General features: G+C 64.4%; 24 protein-coding genes and 1 pseudogene. 13 read left to right on the top strand and 12 right to left on the bottom strand.

The annotated features are described in order from the left end of the window. Positions 1–683 precede the first annotated feature (683 nt). A complete protein-coding gene (locus AC0X69_RS07040; RefSeq protein WP_482612659.1) occupies positions 684–1,190 on the bottom strand; it encodes a YcgN family cysteine cluster protein in 507 nt (168 codons plus the stop codon). Positions 1,191–1,331: 141 nt separating this feature from the next. On the opposite strand from AC0X69_RS07040, the gene AC0X69_RS07035 reads away from it, so the two are divergent. From AC0X69_RS07035 to AC0X69_RS07025, 3 genes are read left to right on the top strand one after another with little or no spacing between them, the layout of a single operon-like run. Then, complete coding sequence (locus tag AC0X69_RS07035) at positions 1,332–3,569, top strand: transglycosylase domain-containing protein (RefSeq protein ID WP_482612657.1); 2,238 nt, start codon at positions 1,332–1,334, stop codon at positions 3,567–3,569. Positions 3,570–3,585: 16 nt separating this feature from the next. Further along, the gene (locus AC0X69_RS07030; protein ID WP_482612655.1) at positions 3,586–4,176 is read left to right on the top strand and encodes a DUF1214 domain-containing protein; all 591 of its coding nucleotides are present in this window, start codon (positions 3,586–3,588) and stop codon (positions 4,174–4,176) included. Further along, the gene (locus AC0X69_RS07025; RefSeq protein WP_482612653.1) at positions 4,167–4,769 is read left to right on the top strand and encodes a DUF1254 domain-containing protein; all 603 of its coding nucleotides are present in this window, start codon (positions 4,167–4,169) and stop codon (positions 4,767–4,769) included. The genes AC0X69_RS07030 and AC0X69_RS07025 overlap by 10 nt, the downstream gene beginning before the upstream one ends. Positions 4,770–5,130: 361 nt before the next feature. On the opposite strand, the gene AC0X69_RS07020 is transcribed toward AC0X69_RS07025, so the two are convergent. The 5 genes and pseudogenes from AC0X69_RS07020 to AC0X69_RS07000 all read right to left on the bottom strand — a co-directional run bounded on the left by AC0X69_RS07020 (position 5,131) and on the right by AC0X69_RS07000 (position 7,778). After that, complete coding sequence (locus AC0X69_RS07020; RefSeq protein WP_482612651.1) at positions 5,131–5,484, bottom strand: hypothetical protein; 354 nt, start codon at positions 5,482–5,484, stop codon at positions 5,131–5,133. Positions 5,485–5,890: 406 nt separating this feature from the next. Continuing rightward, a pseudogene (locus tag AC0X69_RS07015) lies at positions 5,891–6,262 on the bottom strand (NAD(P)/FAD-dependent oxidoreductase); the annotation flags it as partial. A 44-nt stretch (positions 6,263–6,306) separates the two neighbouring features. Continuing rightward, positions 6,307–6,720 (bottom strand): DUF1178 family protein, encoded by a 414-nt coding sequence (locus AC0X69_RS07010; RefSeq protein WP_482612649.1) that lies wholly within the window; start codon positions 6,718–6,720, stop codon positions 6,307–6,309. After that, positions 6,717–6,989 carry a glutaredoxin 3 gene (gene grxC, locus AC0X69_RS07005; RefSeq protein ID WP_482612647.1) on the bottom strand — a complete coding sequence of 91 codons (273 nt, stop codon included), beginning with the start codon at positions 6,987–6,989 and terminating at the stop codon, positions 6,717–6,719. Before grxC ends, AC0X69_RS07010 begins: the two co-directional genes overlap by 4 nt. 21 nt (positions 6,990–7,010) lie before the next feature. Continuing rightward, entirely contained in the window at positions 7,011–7,778 is a 768-nt protein-coding gene (locus AC0X69_RS07000; protein WP_482612645.1) for a ComF family protein, read from the bottom strand. 162 nt (positions 7,779–7,940) lie between these two features. On the opposite strand from AC0X69_RS07000, the gene AC0X69_RS06995 reads away from it, so the two are divergent. Beyond that, a complete protein-coding gene (locus AC0X69_RS06995) occupies positions 7,941–9,257 on the top strand; it encodes a cation:proton antiporter (protein WP_482612643.1) in 1,317 nt (438 codons plus the stop codon). 48 nt (positions 9,258–9,305) lie between these two features. Here the strand turns inward: AC0X69_RS06995 and AC0X69_RS06990 are convergent, their stop codons facing one another. The 5 genes from AC0X69_RS06990 to AC0X69_RS06970 form a co-directional block, all read right to left on the bottom strand. Further along, the gene (locus AC0X69_RS06990) at positions 9,306–10,511 is read right to left on the bottom strand and encodes a CobW family GTP-binding protein (protein WP_482612641.1); all 1,206 of its coding nucleotides are present in this window, start codon (positions 10,509–10,511) and stop codon (positions 9,306–9,308) included. A 106-nt stretch (positions 10,512–10,617) separates the two neighbouring features. After that, complete coding sequence (locus AC0X69_RS06985; RefSeq protein ID WP_482612639.1) at positions 10,618–12,039, bottom strand: D-alanyl-D-alanine carboxypeptidase family protein; 1,422 nt, start codon at positions 12,037–12,039, stop codon at positions 10,618–10,620. Between the two features lie 168 nt (positions 12,040–12,207). Next, positions 12,208–12,768 (bottom strand): DUF3280 domain-containing protein, encoded by a 561-nt coding sequence (locus AC0X69_RS06980; protein WP_482612637.1) that lies wholly within the window; start codon positions 12,766–12,768, stop codon positions 12,208–12,210. A 104-nt stretch (positions 12,769–12,872) separates the two neighbouring features. Beyond that, positions 12,873–13,517: a response regulator gene (locus AC0X69_RS06975; protein ID WP_482612635.1), complete on the bottom strand. Its 645-nt coding sequence runs from the start codon at positions 13,515–13,517 to the stop codon at positions 12,873–12,875. Continuing rightward, a complete protein-coding gene (locus AC0X69_RS06970) occupies positions 13,514–14,911 on the bottom strand; it encodes a HAMP domain-containing sensor histidine kinase (protein WP_482612633.1) in 1,398 nt (465 codons plus the stop codon). Before AC0X69_RS06970 ends, AC0X69_RS06975 begins: the two co-directional genes overlap by 4 nt. 282 nt (positions 14,912–15,193) lie before the next feature. On the opposite strand from AC0X69_RS06970, the gene AC0X69_RS06965 reads away from it, so the two are divergent. From AC0X69_RS06965 to ku, 9 genes are all read left to right on the top strand, one after another. Then, positions 15,194–16,093 (top strand): LysR family transcriptional regulator, encoded by a 900-nt coding sequence (locus AC0X69_RS06965; protein ID WP_482613321.1) that lies wholly within the window; start codon positions 15,194–15,196, stop codon positions 16,091–16,093. A gap of 125 nt (positions 16,094–16,218) precedes the next feature. After that, positions 16,219–16,692, top strand: coding sequence for a formate dehydrogenase subunit gamma (locus tag AC0X69_RS06960; RefSeq protein WP_482612631.1), 474 nt, complete (start codon positions 16,219–16,221; stop codon positions 16,690–16,692). Then, positions 16,692–18,242, top strand: a complete 1,551-nt coding sequence (locus AC0X69_RS06955) for a formate dehydrogenase beta subunit (protein ID WP_482612629.1) — start codon at positions 16,692–16,694, stop codon at positions 18,240–18,242. The genes AC0X69_RS06960 and AC0X69_RS06955 overlap by 1 nt, the downstream gene beginning before the upstream one ends. A gap of 7 nt (positions 18,243–18,249) precedes the next feature. Continuing rightward, positions 18,250–21,129 (top strand): formate dehydrogenase subunit alpha, encoded by a 2,880-nt coding sequence (gene fdhF, locus AC0X69_RS06950; RefSeq protein WP_482612627.1) that lies wholly within the window; start codon positions 18,250–18,252, stop codon positions 21,127–21,129. Continuing rightward, positions 21,126–21,953 (top strand): formate dehydrogenase accessory sulfurtransferase FdhD, encoded by an 828-nt coding sequence (gene fdhD, locus AC0X69_RS06945; protein WP_482612625.1) that lies wholly within the window; start codon positions 21,126–21,128, stop codon positions 21,951–21,953. Before fdhF ends, fdhD begins: the two co-directional genes overlap by 4 nt. Further along, positions 21,943–22,215 (top strand): formate dehydrogenase subunit delta, encoded by a 273-nt coding sequence (locus AC0X69_RS06940; protein WP_482612623.1) that lies wholly within the window; start codon positions 21,943–21,945, stop codon positions 22,213–22,215. Before fdhD ends, AC0X69_RS06940 begins: the two co-directional genes overlap by 11 nt. A gap of 131 nt (positions 22,216–22,346) precedes the next feature. Beyond that, positions 22,347–22,865 (top strand): YchJ family protein, encoded by a 519-nt coding sequence (locus AC0X69_RS06935; RefSeq protein WP_482612621.1) that lies wholly within the window; start codon positions 22,347–22,349, stop codon positions 22,863–22,865. Positions 22,866–23,014: 149 nt separating this feature from the next. After that, positions 23,015–23,215 carry a CsbD family protein gene (locus tag AC0X69_RS06930; protein ID WP_482612619.1) on the top strand — a complete coding sequence of 67 codons (201 nt, stop codon included), beginning with the start codon at positions 23,015–23,017 and terminating at the stop codon, positions 23,213–23,215. Between the two features lie 674 nt (positions 23,216–23,889). After that, positions 23,890–24,696 carry a non-homologous end joining protein Ku gene (gene ku / locus AC0X69_RS06925; RefSeq protein ID WP_482612608.1) on the top strand — a complete coding sequence of 269 codons (807 nt, stop codon included), beginning with the start codon at positions 23,890–23,892 and terminating at the stop codon, positions 24,694–24,696. Between the two features lie 19 nt (positions 24,697–24,715). Here ku and AC0X69_RS06920 read toward each other — a convergent pair whose 3' ends face one another. Further along, positions 24,716–25,843: an IS630 family transposase gene (locus AC0X69_RS06920; RefSeq protein ID WP_482607591.1), complete on the bottom strand. Its 1,128-nt coding sequence runs from the start codon at positions 25,841–25,843 to the stop codon at positions 24,716–24,718. Positions 25,844–25,889 lie beyond the last annotated feature (46 nt).

The following is a 25,889-nucleotide window of genomic DNA, read 5'->3' as shown; positions in this document are numbered from 1 at the left end:
CGACCGGGAATCCAGAGTCACAACGAGCGTGTTTGATGTCGCCCCTGGATTCCCGCTCGCGCGTCGCGCGTCGGGAATGACAGCCTGGCGCCTGATCGGCGCGCTCCCTTTTTTAAACCCTGCAAAAAGAGATCCCCTCGGCCTCAAGACGCGAGGCGTCAAAAGGCGCGAGGGGACCAGGAGGGCGCGGGGGAACGGGAGGAGAGGACGCCGCGCCGGTAAATTCGTTCGCGCCGCTCAAGCGCAATTTTGGAGCATGGCCCTCTTCTATAGGACCATCGTCCGGCTGTCAAGGAATAAAATCATAACGAGATGGAACGCGGAGTTGCGATCTGTGGACAATCTTGTTCCTGTTTCGTGCTCACGGCTAACAGAAGTAAAATTGGGCAAGCGATTCGGATCATCCCTCGCGACATGATGAGGTGGTATGGCTATGGCTAAGAACGAAAAAACTAGCTCCAAAGTAGGTTCGATTGCGGGGAAGGCGCTTCACAGTCCCTCCTCGGTGACAAAGTCCCAGATCCGAACATTGGCCGCGAGCGCTTTGACTCAGCGCCCCGACCAATCGAAGGGCAAAAAGCCCGCGAAGTGACCTAACGCGTACACCCGACGTCGATACCTGAGCCCCATTTTACTGTTCGTGAGTGGGTTCAGGTGTCGCGGCTTCTCGAGATTCATCGAAGCTAGAATCGCGCCTTTTTCGGCCAGCGCTTCGGCCAGAGCCGGATGAAATCCGGCAGATCGTCGGTCTCGACGTCGTCCTCGCCCGCTTCGATCCGCCCGCGCGCCGACACGCCGGCGCGGTGGACGCTCTCCGGATCGCCGGAGATCAGCGGGTGCCAGGGCGGCAGCGGCTTGCCGTGAAAGCGCAGGACATAGGCGCAGGTCGGCGGCAGCCAGCGAATATCCTTGAGCTTGTCGAGCGTTAGCCGCACGCAGTCGGGCACGTGTCGGCGCCGTCGCGGATAATCGCCGCAGCGGCAGCTGTCCTGATCGAGCAATTTGCAGGCGACGCTGGTGTGATAGATCGCGCCGGTGTCCTCGTCCTCGAGCTTCACCAGGCAGCAGCGGCCGCAGCCGTCGCAGAGCCGCTCCCACTCGGCGCGGGAGAGGTCCGCGAGCGGCTTTTCCCAGAACGGCGTCTCGGCCTGCGCGGCCGGCAGGGCATTTTCGCCTTTTTTTAACGCCATCCTTCTCTTTCGACTTGCGCTTTGCGCGACAGAAACCATAACGCAATGTGGGTCGCGCGGACTGTCGTCAAGATGGTTTAAAAAGTGTTAAAGTCCAAGCAGCGCCGGTAAGTTTTGCCGGCGGCGGGAGGCATTTGAGCGGTGTTCGAGCGTTTCCAGGCCTCTTCTTTCCTAAAGCGCGTCAGGCGCATCCTGCTCGCGGTCGACGCGCTGATCGATTCCGCCATGTTCCAGAGCGGACGGCGCGCCCGCGAACTCTATGAAGATTTCTCGACCTTCATGGAGCGCTTCCACGTCTCGGGCGTCGCCCGGGTCGGGGTGGAGCTGTCCTGTGAGGCGCTGACGCTCGGGCTCGGCGCAGGGATCGTCGCCATGGCGCTCGCGTCCTCGGCCTTCCAGATGACGAGCGACGAGAACTGGCTCAAGCAGACCGATCTCGCCGTCACCTTTCTCGATCGCTACGGCGCCGAGGTCGGACAGCGCGGCATCAAGCATGACGACGCCGTGCCGCTCGAACAATATCCCGATCACCTGATCAAGGCGGTGCTGGCGACCGAGGACCGCCGCTTCTACGAACATTTCGGCATCGACGTGATCGGCACGCTGCGCGCGCTGACCGTCAATGCGCGGTCGTCCGGGGTGGTGCAGGGCGGCTCCTCCATCACCCAGCAGCTCGCCAAGAATCTTTTCCTTTCCAACGAGCGCACGATCACCCGCAAGATCAACGAGGCCTTCCTCGCGCTGTGGCTCGAGCATCATCTGACCAAGCGCGAAATCCTCAAGCTCTATCTCGATCGCGTCTATATGGGCGGCGGCGCCTTCGGCATTCAGGCGGCGGCCGAGTTCTATTTCGGCAAGTCGGTCAAGGACGTGACGCTCTCCGAAGCGGCGATGCTCGCCGGCCTCTTCAAGGCGCCGACGAAATATGCGCCGCACGTCAATCTGCCGGCGGCCCGCGCCCGCGCCAATGACGTGCTCAACAATCTCGTCGCTTCCGGCTTCATGACCGAGACCCAGATCATTCCCGCCCTGCGCAATCCAGCGACGCCGATCGACAGGGCGCGCGAGACGAGTCCCGACTGGTATCTCGATTACGCCTACAGCGAGATCCGCAAGTTCGCGCAGGAAGGCAAGCTCGGCGACAATCGCGTGCTGAGCGTGCGCACCGCGCTCGACTCCAATGTCCAGAAGCGCGCGGAAGAGGTGATCGAAACCAATCTGCGCGAGCAGGGGCGCAGCTTCCGCGCCAAGCAGAGCGCGGCGGTCGTCATGGAGCCCGACGGCGCCGTGCGCGCCATCGTCGGCGGGCGGGATTATGGCGCAAGCCAGTTCAACCGCGCGACCGACGCCGCGCGCCAGCCCGGCTCCTCCTTCAAGCCATACGTCTATCTGACCGCGCTGATGAGCGGCAAATTCAAGCCGACGACGATCGTCACCGACCGGCCGACCTGCATCGGCAATTACTGCGTGCATAATTACAGCGGCGGCTACGCCGGCTCCATGCCGCTCGCCATGGCGCTGGCGAAATCGCTCAACACGATCGCCATCCAGCTGTCGCAGGCGATCGGCGGCGGCGACTCGCGCATCGGCCGCGCCAAGATCATCGACACCTGCCGCCGGCTCGGCATCACCACGCCGCTCGAGGACACGCCGTCGCTGCCGGTCGGTCAGAGCGACGTCATTCCGCTCGAACATTCGGCGGCTTACGCCGCCTTCGTCAACGGCGGCAAGAAGGCGACGCCCTACGCCGCCGTCGAAATCCACAATCGCCAGGGCGATCTGCTCTATCGCCACGACCGCGACGCGCCGCCGCAGAAGCAGGCGGTGCCCTACGACAAGGTCGTCGAACTCGCCGGCATGATGAAGAAGGTCGTCGAGGAAGGCACCGGCAAGCGCGCGCAGCTTGGCGAGGGCATCGACGTCATCGGCAAGACCGGCACCACCAACGGCTACAAGGACGCGTGGTTCTGCGGCTATTCCGGCACGATGGGCGGCTGCGTCTGGTACGGCAATGACGACAACGCGCCGATGAACAACATGACCGGCGGCACGCTGCCGGCGGGCACCTGGCACGACATCATGGCCTATGCGCATCAGGGCGCGACCTTGAAGCCGATCGTCGGCCTGAGGCCGGACCCCAAGGGCGCGACGGCGGCCGCCAACGCCAATGTCGTCAAGCCGCTGGAACTCGGCGCGCCGCAGCGTCCCGCCACCCTGTCGAAGGGCGCGATCCAGGCGCTCGAATCGATCCAGACGAAGATCAAAGCGGTGAGCGGCGACAAGCAGAGCGCTTTGGAGGCGCCCGAGCCGGCGGCGTCCGACGACGTGCGGCGCGAGGCGCAGCGCGCGCGCGGCGCCGTCGACGGCGTCATCCGTTAGCGGCGGGAGCGGCTCCTTGGACCTCAAGCCTTACGCGAATTATCTGCGCGCCGCCTCGGCGATGATCGCCGGGCTCGTGATCGGCCTGCTTGCGACCGTGCTGTCGCTCAACGCCGGCTACGGCTTCAATTCGCTGCGCGCCGGCCCCTGGAAGGCGTGGCCCTATATCGGCGGCGCCGACATCGACCCCTATGCGCGGGCGGTCATCGCGCGGTCGGGCGAAGCGCCGCTCGGCCGCGATCAGGGGCTCGCCTTCATCGCGCGGACCGACTCGGACGGCGCGCCGCTCAGCGCCGATTGCGAATATCGCATCGTCGATCCGCTGCCGACGGCGCGCTTCTGGACGATCGCGCTCGCGAGCCCGGACGGGCGGCTCCTCGCCAATCCGACCGAGCGCTACGGCTATTCCTCGGTGGATGTCCTGCGCAAGGAGACCGGCGCCTTCGAGATCGACGTCGCGCGCGACGCGCGGCCCGGCAACTGGCTGTCGCCGGGCGAGTCGAAAGGCTTCGTCGTCATGCTGCGGCTCTATGATACGCCGCTCGACGCCGAGTCGGTTCCGGATCCAAATTCCTTTCCCAGAATCGTGAAACTCGGATGCGCCTGAATATTCCCGATCGCTATCTCGACCTGTTGCCCTGGTTGCTCGCCACGCTGCTCGTCGCGGGCATCGTGCATATCGTTTCGGTGCTGCTGATGCCGACAGTCGCCCCGCGCGACGCGCTGGCGCGGCTGGCGTCCTATGTGAAGAGCGCCGGTCCGTCCGAAGGCCTCGTGGTGCTGCCGCCGATGGCGCCCGGCGCCGAGACTCTGCCCTTCGAGGATCCGGCCTTCGCCGAGGCGGTCTGCGTCTATGACCTCGCCAAGGGTCCGCTGCGCGTCAAGACCAGCGTCGACGGCGAGGATTTTCTCGGCCTGTCCTTTCACGCCAACGCCGGCCGCATCTTTCACTCGATGACCGACCGCTCGGCGATCAAGGGCAAGATCGACATCGTCATCGGCGACGCCCGCCAGATCGACGCCATGGCGAGCGCGGATGAGGGCGACGCGCCGCCGCCGCAGGAGGTGCGGCTCACCGCGCCGACGAAGCGCGGCTTCGTGCTGATCCGCTCGCTGGCCAAGCGCCTTTCCGATCAGGAGCGCGCACGAGGCCGCCTGAGCGCGATCAGCTGCCAGCGTTTCGATCTGCCGCAGGGGTAATGCCCCGTCCATCATCGGTAAGTGAATGCGAGCTGCAACGGCAGACGGTGCTGGATTGCTTCAGGGCTTGCCGCATTCGCGGCCGCAATAACGATTCAGATTGCGTCATTCCCGGCAGGCCGCAGGCCTGACCAGGAATCCAGAGCAACGCCGCGCATGATTGGTTTTTTTGGATTCCCGATCGCGCTTTGCGCGTCGGGAATGACAGCGTGAAGGCGCCGCGTCGGAAAAAAACGTCGGGCGATATCTCATCGCATCTCAAGGCGCGGCGACGAGCTTCGTCGTAAGGCGTGAAGCGTCCGGCTTTACGCTCCGTCAGCCGCGCGGCGGACGCCGAAAGCCAGCATGGAGCTCGCTTCGCTCACATCCTTACTTTCCGGCGGGACACGTTCGAAATGGGCCAATTAAATGAAGGACAATTGTGATGACGGCGCAGGATGTGCGCCTCATCGCGCGCGCATTCTGGGAAGAACACGACGCTGGCGGCGGCGCGCATGGCGGAAGAGCGCAGCAGCAGATTAAAAGCCGCGTCGCTTTGGAAGTTGTCATAGCTCCAGCGCAGCGTCCGCTTTAAGCGAAAACGCGGATAAGATTTTGGCAGCCATTGCGCCGGGTCCGGTGCGCGGCCGTCGAGAAAATCCGCGATGGCGACGCCGGCGGCGCGCCCATGACGCAGCGCCGTGTGAATGCCGCCGGCGGTGACCGGCGAGACCATGCTGGCGGCGTCGCCGACAAGCAGCGCGCGCGGCGCCGCCAGCGGCGCAACGAGGCCGCCGCAGGGAATGAGCCCCGGCGCGCACATTCGTCGGCGCGCGATCGCGAAAATCCGCGACGGGGGCGATTTTTTCGAGGAACGCCGCCATGGCGCTCTTCGCCTCCGCGGCCGAAGTCGCGCCAAGCCTGCGGGCCAGTCGCACTTGCGTGACGCCGACGCCGGCGATGATCCAGCCGATGTAGCCCGGCGCCAGCCGCTTATCGATGAAGCAATGCAGCCGGTCGCTCGCGTCGAAATCCGCGCCTTCATATTCATGTTCGACGCCGAAGATGAATTGGCGGTTCTCTCCGAGCGCGAGCGTCTTCGCGACATGCGACTTGGGGCCGTCGGCGCCGACCAGATAGCAGGCGTCCGCGCCATCCGGCAGCGCATAGCCATTCGCGTGCGCAGCTGCGCTGGTGAACGGCGCGCCATATTGAATGCGCACGCCGGTCGCCTCGCAGCGCCGCGCGAGCAGGCGCATCAGTTCCGGCGTGTCGGTTGCGAGGAAGTAATAGCCCGGCGCTGAAAGATCGATGCAGCGCATATCGGGCGCATAGAGCCGCACGCCGTCGACGCGCCGCGTGAGGTGATCCGGCAGCGGCCCGAGCCAATCGATCGCATGCGCCGCCTCGCGCACGAGAATGCCGGTCGTATGCGGCTTTTCGCCGGGCTCCGATTTTCGTTCAATGATGGTTGTGGCGACGCCCCGTTCAGCGAGCGCATGAGCGCAGGCCAATCCAGAAAAGCTGGCGCCGACAATGACGACGGGCGCGGGCAAATTCAGTTGCCGTCGCTGGGCAGCCCCGGGATCGGCAGAATTTCGATTCCCTCTTCGAGCAGCGCCTTGGCTTCCTCGAAAGTGGCGCGGCCGCGGATCGCGCGGCGCTCGGTTTCGCCGTCCTCCATGGCGCGCGCTTCCTCTGGGAAGCGCTCGCCGACGTCCTCCGTATGCGCGACGACGGCGTCGTGCAGTTCGCGCAGCTTCACGCGCATTTCGCGCGCCACGTCTTCGCGCGAGGCGTCGTCGCGCGGTTTGGCTACATTCGGCGCCATCACGTCGCGCGCGATCTTTGTCGACTCGCAGAAGGGGCAGGCGATGCGTCCTTCCGCCGCCTGCTTCTCGAAGCCTGCGCTATCGCGAAACCAGCTCTCGAAGCTGTGGCCTGCGTCGCAGATGAGCGAATAGCGGATCATGCCGCCGCTCCGCCGGCGAGCAGCGCGTCGAGTTCGCCCGCGCTTTCGAGCGCATGAAGATCGTCACAGCCGCCGATATGCTTGCCGTCGATGAAGATCTGCGGCACCGTCGAACGGCCGTTGGCACGCTGGCTCATGCGGCGGCGCCCGAGCGGATCCCACGCCACCGAGATTTCTTCGAATTCGGCTCCCTTTTGCGTCAGCAGCAGCTTCGCCGCGAGGCAATAGGGGCAGGTGGGCGTGGTGTAGATTTCGATGCGGGGGGCCATGGCGCGCTTATACGCCGGCCTTCATGCGCTTGTCACGGCCCGCGCGAAGACGAGGAGATCGACGCGCGCCGCGCCTCCCTTGAGCAGGGCGCGGGTCGCGGCGTTGGCGGTCGCGCCCGTGGTCAGCACGTCGTCGACGAGCACGACATGGCGGCCGTCGACGGCGTCGGTCCGCTCCGGCGCGACGCGGAAGGCCCCGGAGAGATTGGCGGCGCGCTGCGCCCGCGTCAGCCCCACCTGCGGCGCCGTCGGCTTGACGCGCTCCAGCGCCATGGTCTCCACCGGCACGGCGCTCACGCGCGAGATCGCCTGCGCAAGCGCCGCCGACTGGTTGAACCGCCGTGCGAGAATCCGCAGCCGGTGCAAGGGGATGGGGACGATGACGTCGGCGTCGGCGAGGAGTTCGGCGCCGGCGCGGGCCATCCAGCGGCCCATCGGTTCGGCGAGCTCCAGCCGGTCGTAATATTTCAGCCGGTGCGCCAGAGCGCGCGCCTTGTCGCTGTCATAGCGGGCGACGGCCCTGGCGCGGCCGAAGGCCGGCGGGTTGGCGGCGGCTTCGAGCGAGATCAGTCCCGGCTGCGCCAGGTCGCGCTCGAAAGGGGTGCCGAGCCGCTCGCAATAGGGGCGCTCGATGAAGGCGATGTCGCGCCAGCACTCGGGGCAGATCGCGCCGTGACACGCGACGGCCCTCCGGCAGACGAGACAGGAAGGCGGATAGACGAGGGCGAGAAGCGCATTCCCAGCCCGCGCGAGAGGCCGAAGCAGACCCATCTCTGCGAGCTGCGTCATCAGGCGAAATCCACTCAGTAAATCTGGGCGCGAAATTCAGGGCTTGAGCGCAGGCGAAAGCCTATCGCATCGTAGGGCTCACGAAAAGAATCATCGGTCGGTCGGGTCTGTCCGCGAAACGCCGTTTCGGCGCGAGCGGGCCCTCAGGAGTTTGACGCCCCCATGAGCGAGTTCCACACGATTTTCGTCATCTCCTGCATCGCCGTGCTCGCGCCGCTGCTCAACAGAGTTCCGGCTTTTGCGCGCGCCCCCATCGTCGCCATCGAACTGCTGCTCGGCATGCTCGTCGGGCCAAGCGGCGCGGGGCTGGTGACGGCCGACGGCGCCGTGAATTTCCTGAAGGAATTCGGGCTGGTTTATCTGTTCTTCCAGGCGGGCTTCGAGTTCAATCAGAAGGAAATCAGCGGAGAGCCGCTGCGACTCGGACTTTTCGCCTGGCTGGTTTCACTGAGCCTTTCGGTCGTCATTTCCGTACTGCTCTATCTCGTCGGCCTCGTCGAGGCGCCGCTTCTCGTCGCGCTGATCCTGCCGACGACGGCGTTCGGCATATTGATCCCCATGTTGCGTCAGTCCGGGGATCTCGAAAATGAATTCGGGCGCTACGTCCTGGGCGTGGCGGCGGTCAGCGAACTCGGGCCGCTCGTTCTCGCATCGATCGTTCTGGCGCAGCACAATCATCATCTCCATCAGACGCTGTTGAGCGCGCTCTTCATCGCCATCGGACTCGCGGCGATTTTCTTTCTCAAGAGGGCGCGCTCCGATCGCCTCGCCGACAGCGTCGTGCATTGGCTTGGCGACGGCGAGCTTCTTCCCATTCGAATCTCGCTGGTGGTTTTGCTCGGCTTCGTCTCCTTCGCCGACAGGTTCGGCATGGAGCTTGTTGTCGGCTCCTATATGGCGGGCATGGCGGTCGCCATCCTCGTGCGCGGCACCAAGGCGGAAATATTGGAGGAGCGCCTGACCGCGATCGGCTCCGGCTTCCTGATCCCGCTGTTTTTCATCGAGAGCGGCGCGTCGTTCGACTTGATGGCGCTCGTCAGGAGCCCCGCGACCGCAGCGCTCTTTGCCTTTTTTTGCGCCGCCTTCCTGCTCATCCGGCTGGCGCCGCTGAACCTGTTCCGCGGGAAGTTGCCGGAGCGCGACATGCCGGCGCTGGCGCTCCTGTCGTCGACCACGCTGCCGCTCGTCGTCGCGCTGACCTATCTCGGCGTGGGGAGGGGACAGCTCGCGCCGCAGACGGCCTCCGCGCTCGTGGGCGCCGCGATGGTGACCGTCACGGCCTTTCCGACATTGGCGCTCTGGCTGCGCGGAACGCAGCGGCCGTCGCGTCTTGAAAGCGGCGTCGCGTCGGTGGCGCACGCCGTCGCCGACTGGTTCTCGCTGCAAGCCTCCGCCGCGCTCGCCAGGCTTCCCGCTGAATGGCTTCAGGCGCTCCAGGGCTTGGAGCGACGCGTCTCTGATCGGCTCGACCGCTCGTAAGGCGCGCCGCCAAATCGGTCCGGGGGCGCAACGCGCGTCACGCGGGCCTCAGCCAAGCAGGCCGCTTGTTCTTGGCGCGAGCGGATTGTCGGCGAGCGCCTGCGCGTCTGGCTGGTCCGGCGCGGGGTGATTGACGAGCGCGCCGTAGAGTCCGTGGACGAAGCCTTCGTCGAGGTCCTTGACGATGAAGACGATGCGCGTGCGCCTGTCCGCGTCCGGCCAGGCGTCGAGGCGGTGCGGCGGATGAAAGACATGCTGCACGCCATGGATCGCCACAGGACGCGACGGATCGTCCGAGAGCGCGACGATTCCCTTCACGCGCAGCATGCGCGGCCCATGCGTGTGGCGCAGAAGGTCGATGAAGATATCGAAGGAGGCCGGCGTCAGCGGCGCATCGGACGAAAAACAGAAGGCGCGGATATGCGCGTCATGACGATTCACGTCATGTCGATGGCGGTGAGTCTCGCCGTGATGACCATGATCATGATCATGATCATGGTCGTGACCGTGCGCGTGATCGTGCGCCTGCGCCTCTTCGACCGCTTCGGCGTTGAGCCATTCCTTCACGCGCGGCGTCTTCGTCTCGGGATCATAAAGACCGCAGTTGATGAGCGCCTCTGGCGCCGCTTCGCCCTTGGCTGCGTCGAGTTGCAGCGCCCCAGGATTGAGCCGCGCGAGCCGCGCCTTCAGCGCTTCGATGCGCCCGGCGCCTTGCGGCAGATCCGTCTTGGTGATGACGAGGCGGTCCGCAACGGCGGCCTGTTTCACGGCCTCCTCATGCGCGTCGAGCGTCGCCTCGCCATTGACCGCGTCGACGAGCGTCACGACGCCGTCGAGCCGATAGCGCATCATGAGATAGGGGTGGTACATGATCGCGTGCAGGATCGGCGCGGGATCGGCGAGGCCGGTCGTCTCCAGCACCACGCGCTTGAACGGCTTGATCCGGCCGTTGTCGAGCCGCTTCAGCAAATCTTCGAGCGTATTCACCAGATCGCCGCGGATCGTGCAGCACACGCATCCCGAACTCATCAGCACCATGTCGCCGTCGATCTTCTCGATGAAGAGATGATCGAGGCCGATCTCGCCGAATTCATTGATGAGGACGAGCGTGTCGGCGAGCGCCGGCGAGGCGAGCAGTCTGTTGAGCAGCGTTGTTTTGCCGGCGCCAAGAAAGCCCGTGACGACGGTGAGGGGGATTGGCGCCGGCGCGGAGCGCGTCGCGCGACCGGCGGCGGGCTTGGTCAGATCGTTCATTCAGGCGGAGCTCGCGTCGGAGCAGAAGTGATTTCCTGCTCACGGACGGCGCGCATTTTCGTCGAAAACCGCGCGAGACTCCAGAACGAACGAAACCTGCCTATTCTCAGCTCTTGCCCTGTTCCCCGGCGGAGCGAGCCTTCGGCGCGGCGGGCTTTGCTTCGGCGCGCGGCGCGGCGGGCTTCGGCTTCGCTGCGCTCTTCGCCTTGGGCTTCGACGCCGGTTCGTCGGCGATGACGTCATCGACCTTTACGGCGTCCGCTTTCGCCGCCTTGGCGGCGGCGCGCGCCGCTTTCGCGGCCTTTGCATGTTTGGCGCGGCGCAGCGACACGGCGTCCGGGGCCGGCTTGCTGATCGGCGAGGCGTCCGCGTCCCCGGGCTCGGGCTGCGACGCATAGGCCGCGAGGTCGGTCTGCTCGCCGACGGGCGCGCCGGGCGCACGCGTGCGGGCGACCGGGCCGACATAGCCGGGGGCGCGTCCGACATAGACCGGGACGGCCTCGAAGCGCGGGCGCGGCAGATGCGCGATCTCCTTGGCGTTCATCTGCTGCTGAGCGCCGCCGAGCGTGTCGAGCAGGGGAACTCCCGAGCCGACCGGGACCGACGCGTCCTCGATCTCCGCCATGAATTCGGCCGCCGCCGGGCCGCGATGATGACAGACCGACTCGCGCAGGTCAGGCGCCGCCGTGGGACCCGAAGCCGGGAGCGACGCCAGCGAGGCGACAGCCGCGCCGCTCTGGAAGCCACGGTCGAGCAGGGCCGCCATCTTCGCCGTGCGAAGGATGGGGTTCGGCGCGCCGAGGACGACAGCGACCAAACGCCGGCCGCCGCGGGTGGCCGAGGCGACGAGATTGAAGCCCGCCGAGCAGGTGAAGCCCGTCTTCATGCCGTCGGCGCCGGGATAGCGGCCGAGAAGATGGTTGTGCGTGGGGATGATCTGCTTGCCGAGTTGCATCGCGCCGACGTTGAACAGATTGGCGTGCTCGGGAAACTGCAGGTAGAGCGCGCGCCCGAGAATGGCGAGGTCGCGGGCCGAGGTGACCTGCCGCGTGTCGGGCAGGCCGTTGGGATTGACCCACACGGATTGCGTCATGCCGAGCGAGGCGGAGGCTCGGTTCATTTCGTCGGCGAAGGCTTCGACCGAGCCGGAGACGCCTTCTGCGATGGCGACGGCGATGTCGTTCGCCGATTTCACCATCAGCATGATGAGCGCGTTGTGCAGGGTGACTTCCGAGCCGGGTCTGAAGCCCATCTTGGAAGGCGCCATGCGGCACGCGCGCGGCGACATCATCACGGGCGTGTCGAGCGAGATGCGGCCTTGGCGCACCGCGTCAAGCGCGACATAGACCGTCATCAGCTTGGTTAGGGAAGCGGGATACCAGGACGCCGTCGCCTGATCATGCGAGAGCACTGCGCCCGAGGTGACGTCGATGACGATCGATGGCGTCGCGCGGGCCGGCGCGGCTGCGCCGAAAGCGATCATCAATGCGCTAGCCGCCGCAATCAATGTGGACTTCGAGAAGATCATCCGCTTAGCCCCGTTACCCGACGCTGAAACGGCCGGGATCGCATGAAAACGCCGCTTATATAATAGCGCCGGAGGCGCCCAGCCGAAATAGGGGGAGAATTAGGGCGATTCGGGGGCGGCTATTAGCGAAGCGTTAACCATGCCGCTCGGGCAGCGCGGCCGCGACCTTCAGCGCGGAACGGGATGATGTCGCCTCGCGAGCTCTGGCTCGACGAGTTGATATCGGATCAGGAACTTCAGCGCGCGGCTCCACGACTGGTCTGTTTCTCCTCTCAAATCGGTTTGCGACACATGCACGAGATCGCCTGTGCGCGCATCGCGGATGCGCATTTCGAGATATTGCTCCATCACGCTCACTTTTCGAAAGAAGCAGACGAAGGACAGGTCTGCGCCGAGCGCGCGCGCGATATCCGCGTCGCAGCCGTTGCACTTGCGCAGCCAGCGATCCCTCACCCTCTGATCCGTTGAGGCGCTTCCATCGATGATCTCGAAAAGGCCGGATTGGGCCAGAAGCTGCCGCACGAGCGATGTCATCCGATGGAGGCGCGCCGTTTCCTCTGGGCTTTCGCCGGCGATCGGTCCTCCGGCGGAGAAATCGTCGAGCTCGATGTCGAAGACCGCGAGTTTCGCCGGCGGAGAAGACGACGTTTGGGCGTCAGCAGCTGCGCCGCTGATCGCGATCGCGGCCATCGCCGATAAGATGATGTGCGTGAGTGTCTTTTTACGCATCGCCAGGCTCCGCTCTTCAGTGAGAGATCCGTAGCTGCGCAGCGCGCGTGCGGCTTCGGCCTTTCGCCCGGAGGAGGCTGGGCAAATTTCCTTTTTCGAGTGGATCAGGACGCCGATGCGTCGCCGACGAGTCCGGCGCCAATCGCGAGCCAGACGAGATGCGCGTCGGTGCGCGCGCCGATCTTGGATTTGATCTGATAGTGGTAGTTCTGAACCGTCTTCGGACTGAGGTTTAATATCGCGGCGATGTCCTCGGTCGTCCGACCGGAGGCGACGAGCCGCAGGATCTCCGTTTCCCGCGGACCGAGTTCATCAACAATGGCGCGGCCTTCGCCCAGTCGCTCGGCGGCGATTTCGCGCGCGACGTCGTCGCTGAGCGCGCGTCCGCCGGCGGCGACGATCGCGACGGCGCGAAGAAGCTCGGCGGCGTCGCTGCTTTTCGTGACATAGCCGCATGCGCCCGCTTCAAAGGCTTTCAGCGCGAAAGCTGCGCCGCTATGCATGGTGAAGATCAGAATGCGCGCGTTTCGATCCCATTGCCGTATGTGGCGGACCGCTTCGACGCCGCTCGCGCCAGGAAGCGAGAGATCCATGATGACGATGTCGGGCGAAACGCGGCGATAAGCCTGATAGGCGTCTGCGGCGTTGTCGGCTTCGGCGACGATCTTGTAGCCCGGCTGGCGTTCCAGCAGCCGCCTGTATCCCTCGCGAACGATGGGATGATCGTCAACGAGAAGGATCGTCATCATGCAGGCGCGAGACCTTTGGGCGTAGGCTCGACGCCGGCGAGCGGAATGCGCGCCGCGACGCGCACGCCGTGCGCGGCGTCGCTGATCGAGAGACTTCCGCCGAAGGCCGCGATGCGTTCGCGAATTCCGAGAATGCCGTGGCCGGAGGAGACGGCGAGGCGCGCGGCGTCGCCGCCGCCGTCATCCTCGACCGTCAGCGCGACGAGGCCGTTGTTCGAAGCCGCGCGCTCGACGCGCAGATAGACGTTTTTCGAGCGGCCATGCCGCATCGCGTTCGTGAGACATTCCTGCGCGATGCGGTAGAGGCTGGTTGCAATCGTCTGCGGCACGCCGGCGAGGTCGCCCAGGAGCCGGACGTGAACGACGGAATTCCGCCCGGCCTTGGCGTTCCAGCTCGCGGCGAGTTGAATGAGACAGGCTTCGAGGCCGAGCTCTTCGAGGTCCTGCGTGCGCAGGCGCGCCAACGCGTCGCGGAGCGTCGTCATCATGCGCTTGGCGGCGCGCGCGATGGAGCGGGCGTCTTCGGCGACGCCCGGATCAAGCTCGGCCGCCGCGGACTCGATCGAGCCGGCGAAGGCAAGCGTCGCGGTCAGGCATTGGCCGAATTCATCGTGTAGGTCGCGGGCGAGGGCGCGGCGCTCCTCCTCCTGGACCTCGAACAGCCGCTTGGTCAGCGCGGTGCGCTCAGCCGTCGTCTGCGCCAGGCGCTCGGCGAGGTCGTTGACGGCGCGGGCGATCACGCCGAAGTCGCTTTTGACCGCGGCGTTGAGCCGGCTCCCGTAGTTCCCCTGTTCGAGCTGACGTAGCCCCTCGACGATGGCGCGGGTCGGCGCCAGCGCATGAATGATGGCGATCGCCGCGAGCGCGCAAAAGCAGAGGGCCATCGACGCCGCGACGCTCACGACGATCGAAATCTGTCGCCACGCCTGCCGGATCGCCGCCTCCTGGTCCGCCCTGACGAGGATTGATCCGGTTTCAGGCTGCCGCACCGTCAAAGGACGGACGATCGGCGCATGCGCGCCGAACATGCGCTCATAGGCGGATGAGAACCACGCAGGCGCCGGCGCGCCCACTCCCTCGAGCTGGCTGCAGAGCGTGCGCGGCTCCTCTTTTCCCGGCGCATAGCTGATGCAGACGCCCGGCGAGACGAGCTTCAGGGTGGAAAGCGTCTCCCATTCCGGAATCGGCAGGATATTGTCGCGGCGCATGCTGCCGCGCCACAAAATCCCGCGCCAGTAGAGATTCTCAAGCTGATGCGCGATGCGCTCGGCGGAGGCGGCCGCCTCCGTTTCGATGGCGCGATGGGCGTCAACCATGACCCAGCCGGCGGTCAGCGTCAGACATAAAAGGCCGATGCCGATCAGCTGCAAGACAAGTCCGACGATCAACCGCATTGACGCATTCCCCGACGCGAAGACCCGCAGCGAGTAGAGCAGGAATTCGAAAGCCCGCCAATGAGTTCAAGCCGTCTTGCAGCAAGATCGGGCAAATTGCCCGAGCGGGTCATCGGTTTTGAATTCCTTGAAATTTTCGGCGCGACCGGAGCGGATATGCTAATGTGACGCCCGCGTGGTTCGAAGAAAGCGTCGCCAGCGACGCCTGGTCCAGCCGATCTTCGGCAATCTCGAGCTTCGCCCTTGCGTTCTGGCGGCTATCCGCGCCTGTGGACTCCGGTCGTGATCGAAAAGCTTGAATTCCTGATCGCCGTCGCAAAGGAGAAGAGCTTTTCGCGCGCGGCGGAGGCGTGCGGCGTGACGCAGCCCACGCTCTCGGCCGGCGTCAAGCAGCTGGAAGATTCGCTGGGCGTGCTGCTCGTCAACCGCTCGTCTCGGTTCCACGGGCTGACGGCGGAAGGCGAGCGGGTGCTCGATTGGGCGAAGCGCATCGTCGGCGACGCCAGGGCGATGCGACAGGAAGTCCGCACGCTCAAGGAAGGGCTCGTCGGGCAGCTGAAGATCGCCGTCATTCCGACCGCGCTCGGCATCGTCTCGGCGCTGACGACGCCCTATCGCGAGAAGCACCCCGGAGTGCGCTTTTCCATCATCTCCGCCTCGTCCAGCGAAGTGCTGACGATGCTCGACAATCTTGAGATCGACGCCGGCATCACCTATCTCGACAACGAGCCGCTCGGCCGCGTGCGCACCGTGCCGCTCTGCACGGAGCGCTACCGGCTCTTGACCTTCGCGGGCAATCCTCTTGGAGACCGCGAGCGAGTGACCTGGGCCGAGATCGGGCGCATCGATCTTTGCCTGCTGACGCCGGACATGCAGAACCGTCGCATCATCGATCGGCTCATCCGCAAGGGCGGTACCGAGCCCGCGCCGATCCTGGAGTCCAACGACGTGATCTTGCTTTTCGATCATGTGAAATCCGGCCACTGGGCGACCGTGCTGCCCGAGAAGCTCGTCAAGACGCTGGAGGTGGCGGCGCCGCTGCGATCGATTCCTATCGTGGAGCCAGAGGCGGTTCATGAGATCGGCCTTATTGCGCCGCAGCGAGATCCGGTGATTCCGCAGGTCGCGGCGCTCGTCTCGGAGGCGAAAAAGCTCGCGGAAAGCGAAACGCTCGGCGCTTAATAGGTTTGCCCTATCGCACAACGAAGGGTCGCTATTGATCGCGCCTTGGATTTCCGGCACTGTCCTCGGAATTAATCTAAAAAGGGCGGCCGTGTATGCGCAACGCCCGCACTGAAGGGGAAGAAATGGCTGGCGCTGCTCAGTATAGCGACGAGCGCGCGCGGGAAATCATCGCCGCCCACATGGGTCTTGAGGGGCCCGCGATGCCGATTCTGCACGCGTTTCAAAAAGAATTCGGCTATGTGCCGGACGCCGCCGTCAAAGAACTGGCCGAGGCGCTGAACATCTCGCGCGCCGAAATGCACGGCGTCGTCACCTTCTATCACGACTTCCACCGCGCCCCGCATGGCCGCCATGTGCTGAAGATCTGCCGGGCCGAATCCTGCCAGTCGATGGGCGCGGAGCGACAGGCGCTGGCGTTTCTCGAAAAGTTGAAGCTCGACTGGGGCGGCACGACGCCGGATGGCGCGCTGACCGTCGAGCCGGTCTATTGTCTCGGGCTTTGCGCCCACAGTCCTTCGGCGCTTTACGACGATGAGCCGATCGGCTGCGTCGACGCTGAAAGGCTTGACGAAATCGCCGCGGAGGCGCGCGACTGATGGTGAAAATATATATTCCGCTGGATATGGCCGCCGTCGCGATGGGCGCCGACAAGCTCGCCGCCGCCGTCGCCAATGAAGCCGCGGTCCGCGGCGAAAACATCGAGATCGTCAGAAACGGCTCGCGTGGAATGCTCTGGCTCGAACCCCTGATCGAGGTGGAGACTCCCGCGGGCCGCGTCGGTTATGGCCCCGCCAAGGTTAACGACGTCGCCTCGCTCTTTGACGCCGGCTTCCTCGCCGGCGGCGCGCATCGGCTGAACATCGGGATCGTCGACGAACATCCCTGGATGAAGAAGCAGAACCGCGTCACCTTCGTGCGCTGCGGCGTGATCGATCCGCTGTCGGTCGCCGAATATGAGGCGCATGACGGGTTCAAGGGACTGAAACGCTCCTTCGAGATCGGTCCCGCGGCCGTTGTCGAGGAAGTCACCAAGTCCGGTCTGCGCGGCCGCGGCGGCGCCGGTTTTCCGACGGGCATCAAGTGGAAGACGGTGGCGGACTGTCCGCCCGGCCAGAAATACGTGGTCGTCAACGCCGACGAGGGCGATTCCGGCACCTTCGCCGACCGCATGATCATGGAGGGCGATCCGCTCTCGCTGATCGAAGGCATGCTGATCTGCGGATACGCCGTCGGCGCCTCCAAGGGCTATGTCTATCTGCGTTCGGAGTATCCGATCGTGGCCAAGGTGTTCCAGGCCGCGATCGAGAGGGCGCACGAGGCGGGCTGGCTCGGGACGAACATCAAGGGTTCGGGTTTCGACTTCGACGTCGAACTGCGCATCGGGGCGGGCGCCTATGTCTGCGGCGAGGAAACGTCGCTGCTCGAGTCGCTCGAGGGCAAACGCGGCATCGTGCGCGCCAAGCCGCCGCTGCCGGCCCATGTCGGCCTCTTCGAGAAGCCGACGGTCATCAACAACGTGCTGTCGATGGCCACCATACCGATGATCATGGAGAAGGGCGCCAAGCACTACGCCGATCTCGGGGTCGGCCGCTCCCGCGGCACCATGCCGCTGCAGATCGCCGGCAATGTGAAATACGGCGGGCTGTTCGAAACGGATTTCGGCATTCCGCTCGGCGTGGTCGTCAACGAGATCGCCGGCGGCACCCGCTCGGGCCGTCCTGTGCGGGCGGTTCAGGTCGGCGGCCCGCTGGGCGCCTATGTGCCCGTGTCGCTTTTCGATCTTCCGATCGACTACGAGGCCTTCGCAGCCAAGGACAGCCTCATCGGCCATGGCGGCCTCGTAGTGTTCGACGACACCGTCGACATGGCCTGGATGGCGCGCTTCGGCATGGAGTTCTGCGCCATCGAAAGCTGTGGCAAATGCACGCCCTGCAGAATCGGATCGACGCGCGGCGTCGAGACGATCGACAAGATTCGCAACGGCCAGAACGTCGATGCGAATATCGAACTCCTTAAGGATCTCTGTCACACCATGAAGTTTGGCTCGCTCTGTGCATTGGGTGGCTTTGCGCCCTATCCGGTCGAGAGCGCGCTTCGACATTTTCCCGAGGACTTCCGCAAGCCGGCCCTTGAAGCCGCTGAGTGAGGTAGCCATGACGCTCATCAAGGAAATCGATTACGGCACGCCCGAATCAAAATCCGAGAAACTTGTTACGCTGACCATTGACGGGAAGAGCGTCACCGTGCCCGAGGGCACGTCGATCATGCGCGCGGCGATGGAGGTGGGCACCGAAATTCCCAAGCTCTGCGCCACCGACAGCATAAAGGCTTTCGGCTCCTGCCGACTGTGCGTCATCGAGGTCGAGGGCCGCAACGGCACGCCGGCCTCCTGCACCACGCCGGTCGCGCCTGGCATTTCCGTCAAGACGCAGACGCCGCGCCTCGCCGCGATCCGCCGCGGCGTGATGGAGCTTTATATCTCCGACCATCCGCTCGACTGTCTCACCTGCGCCGCCAACGGCGATTGTGAGCTTCAGGACATGGCCGGCGCGGTTGGCCTGCGCGACGTGCGCTACGGCTATGACGGCGCCAATCACGTCTTCGCCCGCAACAGCGGCGAAGCGAACTTCAACTGGAAGCCGAAGGACGAGTCGAATCCCTATTTCAGCTACGACCCGTCCAAGTGCATCGTCTGTAACCGTTGCGTGCGCGCCTGCGAGGAAGTGCAGGGCACGTTCGCGCTGACGATTTCCGGCCGCGGCTTCGATTCGCGCGTTTCGCCCGGCATGGACGAAGCCTTCATGGAATCGGAATGCGTGTCCTGCGGCGCCTGCGTGCAGGCCTGTCCGACCGCGACGCTGATCGAGAAATCGGTTATCGCCGTCGGCCAGCCCGAGCATTCAGAGGTCACGACCTGCGCCTATTGCGGCGTCGGCTGCACCTTCAAGGCGGAGATGCGCGGCGAGGAAGTCGTCCGCATGGTGCCCTGGAAGGACGGCAAGGCCAACCACGGCCATAGCTGCATCAAAGGCCGCTTCGCCTATGGCTACGCGCATCATGGCGACCGCGTCGTCGATCCGATGATCCGCGAGTCGATCGATCAGCCGTGGCGCGTCGTCTCGTGGGACGAGGCGATCAGCTTCGCCGCCGACCGGCTGAAAGCCGCGCAGGAGAAATACGGCAAGAACTCCGTCGGCGTGATCACCTCATCGCGCTGCACGAATGAGGAAAGCTACCTCGTTCAGAAGCTCGCCCGACAGGGCTTCCGCAACAACAACACCGACACCTGCGCGCGCGTGTGCCATTCGCCGACCGGCTACGGCCTGGCGCAGGCCTTCGGCACGTCGGCCGGCACGCAGGATTTCGACTCGGTCGACGACGCCGACGTCATTCTCGTCATGGGCGCCAATCCGACCGACGCGCATCCGGTGTTCGGCTCGCGCATGAAAAAGCGCCTGCGCGAGGGCGCGAAGCTGATCGTCATCGATCCGCGCCGCATCGACCTCGTGAAGTCGCCCCATATCCACGCCGACTACCATCTGCCGCTCAAGCCCGGCACCAATGTCGCCATGATCACGGCGCTGGCGCATGTGATCGTGACGGAAAAACTCGTCAATCTCGAATTCGTGAAGTCGCGCTGCGACTGGGACGAATATCAGGATTGGGCGGAGTTCGTGTCGCTGCCCAAGAACAGCCCCGAGGCGCTGGAGAGCGTGCTGGGCGTGCCGGCCGCAGACATCCGCGGCGCCGCGCGGCTCTACGCCACGGGCGGCAACGCCGCGATCTACTACGGTCTCGGCGTGACGGAGCATTCGCAGGGCTCCACCACGGTCATGGGCATCGCCAACCTCGCCATGGCGACCGGCAATCTCGGCCGTCGCGGCGTCGGCGTGAATCCGCTGCGTGGGCAGAACAATGTGCAGGGTTCCTGCGACATGGGTTCGTTCCCGCACGAGCTGCCGGGCTATCGCCACATCTCCAATGATTCGGCGCGCCAGGCGTTCGAGAAGGATTGGGGCGTGTCCCTCGATCCGGAGCCGGGCCTGCGCATCCCCAATATGTTCGACGCGGCGATCGAGGGCACGTTCAAGGGCCTCTACGTCCAGGGCGAGGACATTCTGCAGTCCGACCCCGACACGCGCCACGTGTCGCGCGCGCTCGCGAATATGGACATCGTCATCGTGCAGGATCTCTTCCTGGTCGAGACGGCGAACTATGCGCATGTCTTCCTGCCCGGCGCGACCTTCCTGGAGAAGGACGGCACCTTCACCAACGCCGAGCGTCGCATCCAGCGCGTCACCAAGGTGATGTCGCCAAAGAACGGTTACGCCGATTGGGAAGTCACCCAGCTGCTCGCCAACAAGCTGGGGCTCAATTGGAACTACACCGACGCCGGCCAGATCATGGATGAAATCGCACGGCTGACGCCTTCCTTCGCGGGCGTGTCGTTCAAGCGTCTCGAAGAAGTCGGTTCGCTGCAATGGCCGGTCAACGCCGACTCGCCGGACGGCATGCCGATCATGCACATCAACGGCTTTGCCCGCGGCAAGGGCAAATTCGTGGTTACGGAATATGTGCCGACCGATGAGAAGGTGGGGCCGCGCTTCCCCTTGCTGCTCACCACCGGCCGTATCCTGTCGCAATATAATGTCGGCGCGCAGACGCGACGCACCGAGAACAGCCAGTGGCATCCCGAGGACATCCTTGAGATCCATCCGCATGACGCCGAGGATCGCGGCGTGCGCGAGGGCGATTGGGTGAAAGTCGCGAGCCGCGCCGGCGAAACGACGCTGCGCGCCAAGATCACGGATCGCGTGGCGCCGGGCGTCGTCTATACGACCTTCCACCACCCTACCACTCAGGCCAATGTCGTCACCACCGATAATTCGGACTGGGCGACCAATTGTCCCGAATACAAGGTCACGGCGGTGCAGGTCTCGACCACCAACGGCCCGACCGACTGGCAGCATCAGTATCGCGAGCTGACGGAGCAGAGCCGCCGTATCGCGAGCGCAATCGACGCGGCGGAATGACAGAAACGCCGTCGCCGACTATTCGGGTGGAATGCCTGGCGCGCCGTCACGATGTGACGGCGCGTTCTTCTCGCGTGATCCCCGAAGAGACGCCGGTCGCCTTCACCTATGGCGGCTCCACCCATGCTGTGATGATGGCGACGCCGGCGGACCTCGAAGATTTCGCGATCGGCTTCGCGCTGACCGAGGGGCTGATCGATTCGCCGGAACAGGCCGGGGAAGTCGAGATCGTCGTCTCCGACGCCGGCGTCGAGCTGCGCGCTTGGCTCAGGGGCGGGCGGCAGGAAGCCTATGCGGAACGACGCCGTTCGATGGCCGGGCCGACGGGCTGCGGACTCTGCGGCATCGAGAGTCTCGAGGCTGCGACGCGTTCGCTGCCGACGCTGGACAATGCGCTGTCGGTGCGCGCCGACGCCCTGATCGAGGCGATGGAGCGGCTTCCCGCCGCCCAGAAGTATAATCAGGAGACCCGCGCCATTCACGCCGCGGCCTTCTGGAACCCGGTCTCCGGCGCGCTGATCGCGCGCGAGGACGTTGGCCGTCACAACGCGCTCGACAAGCTCGCCGGCGCTTTGACGCGTCAGGCGATCGCGGCGACACAGGGCGTGGTGCTGATGACGAGCCGCGTCTCCGTCGAACTCGTGCAAAAGGCGGCGCGCATGGGCGCGCCGATCATCGCCGCGGTCTCGGCGCCGACGGCGCTCGCCGTGCGCAACGCGCAACACTGCGGCATGACGCTCGTTGCGGTCATGCGCGGACGGGACTACGAAATCTTCACCCATCCAGGACGCATCCTCGAACAGGTTTCCGCACATGTCGCATGATTCGGTCGATAAGCTCGTCAGAATGGCTAACCAGATCGGAAAGTTCTTCGTGGCTCAGAAGCATCCCGAAGGCGTCGCGAGCATGACGGATCATTTGAAGAAATTCTGGGACCCGCGCATGCGCGAGGCGATCATCGCACATGTCGATCATGGCGGCGCTGGCCTCGACCCGATTGCGGTCGAGGCGGTGAGGCGTCTGAGACATCGGGCTGGCGCCGCCGCTTCGGGACTGCGCCCCGGCGAAGGCGGCGCCGACGGCTGAGAATGTTTGTGCGGCGCGCCAACCCGCCCCGCCAGAACAAACTGCAAAAACATTGGACGTCGACGCTCTCGTCGCCTAGGTCTTGATGCCTAGGCGCAGCGACGCGCGACACTTCTTACGCCGACCGAGCGATGACCGATCAAACCTGCCCCTGCCGCGCGATGGATGCGCAAAAGCTTTCCTATTCGGCCTGCTGCGCGCCCTATATCGAACAGCGGCAGCCGGCCCCCAGCGCCGAAGCGCTGATGCGCTCGCGCTACACCGCCTTCGTCCTGGGCGACATCGATTATCTCGTGGATTCGCTGGCGCCGGAGTCGCGTTACGATTTCGATCGCAAGGCGATCACGCACTGGTCGCGCAATTCGCAGTGGCACGGGCTTGAGATCCTGTCCACCGAGCAGGGACTCGCTGGCGATGAAACCGGATATGTCGAGTTCGTCGCGCATTTCACCAGCGACGACGAACGGTATGCGCATCGCGAACGATCATTGTTCCGCCACGATGCGGAAGATGGCCGCTGGTATTTTCTCGAGGAAGCCAATCGCAAGAATGCGCCCATCGTGAAGGGCAAGCAGGCGGGCCGCAACGATCCATGTCCGTGCGGCTCCGGCAAGAAATTCAAGAAGTGCTGCGGCGCGGCCGCCGCCTGAATCGTTCGACTTGATTGCCGATGACGCTCGGTTTTCCGCTGCTGGCGTCGTTCAATCCGCGTCCGCTTTTAAGCGCCAAGGTCTGGAACAAGACGGCTCCGCCCGCGTTCTGTCGGCGTGGAACGCTCCTTAACCTTGGGAGAATGGCGATGGATTGGAATCGCGTCGAAGGCAATTGGAAGCAGTTTACCGGCAAGCTGCGCGAGCAGTGGGGTAAGCTGACGGACGACGACCTTGCGCGTCTGGATGGAAAGCGCGAGCAGTTCGAGGGCGTTCTTCAGGAACGCTATTGCGAAGGCCGCGATCGCATTCGCGAAGAAGTCGACAGCTGGTTGAAGACCCTGAATTAGATCCGACTTCGCGTCGCCTTTGGGCGACGCCATCTCCTTGGCGCCTCTCCTGCCCGAACCTTTGGTTCGGGCTTTTTCATAGGTGGGCGCCGTTGGCGAGCAATTCGGCGTCATTGAAGCTTGGCCGGCAACTTTGGAACATTCTCAAAAAGCGGGAGTTGTCTTTCTATCCCGTCTCCGTTGAAAGGAGAGCCAGATGAGTTCGAAGCCTAAACTTGGAGTGTCGTGGCGACAATTTATTCTTGAGGCTTCTGGCGTTGTGGCCAGGATGTTGCTCCTCACTCGGGATGACGTTCGTGAGCGTCGCATCTATGTTCGGGAACCCAAGCGAGCGGAGATCGAACATTGGCTGCGCACCCGAAACTGACTTTCCAATGATTGCCTGTCGATCCGGCAGGCAATCATTTTGTTTTTCGGTGATTTGATTTCAGCAACCCCCGCGCGAAGCTCTTTAAGCTGACGCCCAACTCGTCGCGCACAAGACGTCCATCAGTCTGCGTCCGAGTGAAAATCGTTCGACCAGATCGAAAAGCTGATCATCTGGCGGCGCCACGAACGTTCCGGCTCGCGTGCAAACTGATCTGCGTGTCGAACCACCGTTTGGCTGGACGCAAGCGGAACGATGGGCTCTATTGAGCGTTAAGGGAGAGTTCCCTTTCGTCAGAGAGACGGGGATGGCGCCGCGGTCGTTCTGGAAAGGCTATTTGAAGCTATCGCTCGTGACCTGCCCGGTCGCGATGACCCCGGCCACGACCGAAGGCGAGAAGGTTCGATTTCACATTCTCAATCGCAAGACCGGCAATCGTGTCGTCAGCCAATATGTCGACGCGGTCACCGGCGCCCCGATCGGCGAAGACGACGCGGTGAAGGGCTACGCGCGCGGCGAAGACGATTATGTGCTGCTCGAGGATGAAGAACTCGACGCGTTGAGCCTCGAAAGCACCCGAACGATCGATATCGACGCCTTCGCGCCGGCGACGAGTGTCGACTGGATCTGGTACGAGAAGCCCCACTACCTCACGCCCGACGATCCGATCGGCGTCGAGGCCTTCTCCGTCATTCGCGACGCCATGAAGGCGACAGGCACCGTCGGTCTGTCCCGCCTGGTGATGTATCGGCGCGAACGCGCCGTGATGGTGGAGCCGCGTGATAAGGGTCTTGTGTTGTGGACGCTGCGCTTCGCTGACGAGGTGCGTGATCCAAAGGACTACGTCGAGAAAATCCGCGCCGAGACACCCAACGCAAAAGCGCTCACGCTGATTTCCAAATTGATCGAAGAGCGAAAGAGCCATTGGGATCCTGCAATGGTTCAGGACTCGGTCCAAGCCAAGTTGCTCGACATCATTTCAGAGAAGAAGAAGGAGCACAGGCCCGCGCGCGGCAAGAAGCATGCGCCAGCGGCGCCGAGCAATGTCGTCAACATCATGGACGCGTTGCGCAAGAGCATCGATTCGGAAAAAGGCGCCGCCAAACGGCGCTAGTGTCCTGATTCAGAAGTTTCTATCCAGCTTTGGCTTGGAGGTCGAGGGTGCGACGGCAGAAGCGTTCGATGGAGGCCAGAATGTCGTCGGCTGACTTGGTCCAGCGCAGCGGCTTCGGATCAGCGTTCTGTTGGGCGAGGAAAGCCTTGATGGCGGCGATGAGGTCTTTGACGGACTTGTGCGCGCCTCGCTTGATCTGCTTTTCGGCCAGCAGCGCGAAGAAGCGTTCGACCTGATTGATCCACGACGACGATGTCGGCGTGAAATGCATGTGCCAGTGGGGCCGCTTGGCGAACCAGTTGCGGATCACTTGCGTCTTATGGCTCGAAGCGTTGTCCATCACGACGTGAATGTCGAGGCCGGCGGGAACGTTGCTCTCCACTTCGTCGAGAAACTTGCGGAACTCCTGCGCGCGATGGCGCGGCATGCATGTGCCGATCACACTGCCAGCCTTCACGGTCGTCTCAGCCGTGACAGCAGCGATGAAGCCGGCAAAGAGCGTCGTAGTGCCGTGGCGGTCGTAGTCGTGCGTGCGCCGCTCGACTTGTCCAGGGCGCATCGGCAGCAGCGGCTGCGTTCGATCAAGCGCTTGTATTTGGCTCTTTTCATCCACGCATATCACCAGCGCCTTGTCGGGCGGATCGAGATAGAGGCCAACGATGTCGCGCACTTTCTCGACGAACTGCGGGTCGGTCGAGAGCTTGAAAGTCTCGGTGCGATGCGGCTGTAGGGAGAATGCACGCCAAATGCGATGAACCGACGAAGTCGACACGCCCGATGCTTTCGCCATGCCGCGCGTGCTCCAGTGCGTCGCGTTCTTGGGCTGCGTTTCGAGTGTCCTGGTCACGATCTCCTCAACGCGGTCGTCGCCGATCTTGCGTGGCGCGCCACAGCGCGGCTCATCGTCGAGACCATCGAGACGGTGCTTGGCGAAACGCTCGCGCCATGTGCGCACGGTCTGCCGCGTTACACCGACCGCAGCCGCGATCTCGCAGTTGTTGAGCCCGTCAGCGGCCCGCAACACGATCTCCGCGCGTTGCGCATGCCCACGCGCCACCTTGCGTCGCCGGACGAGCCTTTTGAGGTATTCCCGTTCGTTCTCGCTGAGCTCAATCTTGCTCGCTTTGGTCGCTCCGTCCCTCGCCATGCCGCCCTCCCGAATCCCGCCTGGGCCGAAGGAATCACAATCGCGA

This window comes from Methylocystis sp. Uni0008 (assembly GCF_056838045.1).
Note: the sequence above shows the minus strand (reverse complement) of the source record. Positions and strands in the feature narration are given on the sequence as shown.

What these genes read in the sequence shown, in the direction of transcription:
- AC0X69_RS07040 (WP_482612659.1), bottom strand. Translation starts at nt 1,190, where the DNA reads ATGGCGTTAAAAAAAGGCGAAAATGCCCTGCCGGCCGCGCAGGCCGAG.
- AC0X69_RS07025 (WP_482612653.1), top strand. Translation starts at nt 4,167, where the DNA reads ATGCGCCTGAATATTCCCGATCGCTATCTCGACCTGTTGCCCTGGTTG.
- AC0X69_RS07020 (WP_482612651.1), bottom strand. Translation starts at nt 5,484, where the DNA reads ATGGTCTCGCCGGTCACCGCCGGCGGCATTCACACGGCGCTGCGTCAT.
- AC0X69_RS07010 (WP_482612649.1), bottom strand. Translation starts at nt 6,720, where the DNA reads ATGATCCGCTATTCGCTCATCTGCGACGCAGGCCACAGCTTCGAGAGC.
- grxC (WP_482612647.1), bottom strand. Translation starts at nt 6,989, where the DNA reads ATGGCCCCCCGCATCGAAATCTACACCACGCCCACCTGCCCCTATTGC.
- AC0X69_RS07000 (WP_482612645.1), bottom strand. Translation starts at nt 7,778, where the DNA reads ATGACGCAGCTCGCAGAGATGGGTCTGCTTCGGCCTCTCGCGCGGGCT.
- AC0X69_RS06995 (WP_482612643.1), top strand. Translation starts at nt 7,941, where the DNA reads ATGAGCGAGTTCCACACGATTTTCGTCATCTCCTGCATCGCCGTGCTC.
- AC0X69_RS06990 (WP_482612641.1), bottom strand. Translation starts at nt 10,511, where the DNA reads ATGAACGATCTGACCAAGCCCGCCGCCGGTCGCGCGACGCGCTCCGCG.
- AC0X69_RS06985 (WP_482612639.1), bottom strand. Translation starts at nt 12,039, where the DNA reads ATGATCTTCTCGAAGTCCACATTGATTGCGGCGGCTAGCGCATTGATG.
- AC0X69_RS06980 (WP_482612637.1), bottom strand. Translation starts at nt 12,768, where the DNA reads ATGCGTAAAAAGACACTCACGCACATCATCTTATCGGCGATGGCCGCG.
- AC0X69_RS06975 (WP_482612635.1), bottom strand. Translation starts at nt 13,517, where the DNA reads ATGATGACGATCCTTCTCGTTGACGATCATCCCATCGTTCGCGAGGGA.
- AC0X69_RS06970 (WP_482612633.1), bottom strand. Translation starts at nt 14,911, where the DNA reads ATGCGGTTGATCGTCGGACTTGTCTTGCAGCTGATCGGCATCGGCCTT.
- AC0X69_RS06960 (WP_482612631.1), top strand. Translation starts at nt 16,219, where the DNA reads ATGGCTGGCGCTGCTCAGTATAGCGACGAGCGCGCGCGGGAAATCATC.
- AC0X69_RS06955 (WP_482612629.1), top strand. Translation starts at nt 16,692, where the DNA reads ATGGTGAAAATATATATTCCGCTGGATATGGCCGCCGTCGCGATGGGC.
- fdhF (WP_482612627.1), top strand. Translation starts at nt 18,250, where the DNA reads ATGACGCTCATCAAGGAAATCGATTACGGCACGCCCGAATCAAAATCC.
- fdhD (WP_482612625.1), top strand. Translation starts at nt 21,126, where the DNA reads ATGACAGAAACGCCGTCGCCGACTATTCGGGTGGAATGCCTGGCGCGC.
- AC0X69_RS06940 (WP_482612623.1), top strand. Translation starts at nt 21,943, where the DNA reads ATGTCGCATGATTCGGTCGATAAGCTCGTCAGAATGGCTAACCAGATC.
- AC0X69_RS06935 (WP_482612621.1), top strand. Translation starts at nt 22,347, where the DNA reads ATGACCGATCAAACCTGCCCCTGCCGCGCGATGGATGCGCAAAAGCTT.
- AC0X69_RS06930 (WP_482612619.1), top strand. Translation starts at nt 23,015, where the DNA reads ATGGATTGGAATCGCGTCGAAGGCAATTGGAAGCAGTTTACCGGCAAG.
- ku (WP_482612608.1), top strand. Translation starts at nt 23,890, where the DNA reads ATGGCGCCGCGGTCGTTCTGGAAAGGCTATTTGAAGCTATCGCTCGTG.
- AC0X69_RS06920 (WP_482607591.1), bottom strand. Translation starts at nt 25,843, where the DNA reads ATGGCGAGGGACGGAGCGACCAAAGCGAGCAAGATTGAGCTCAGCGAG.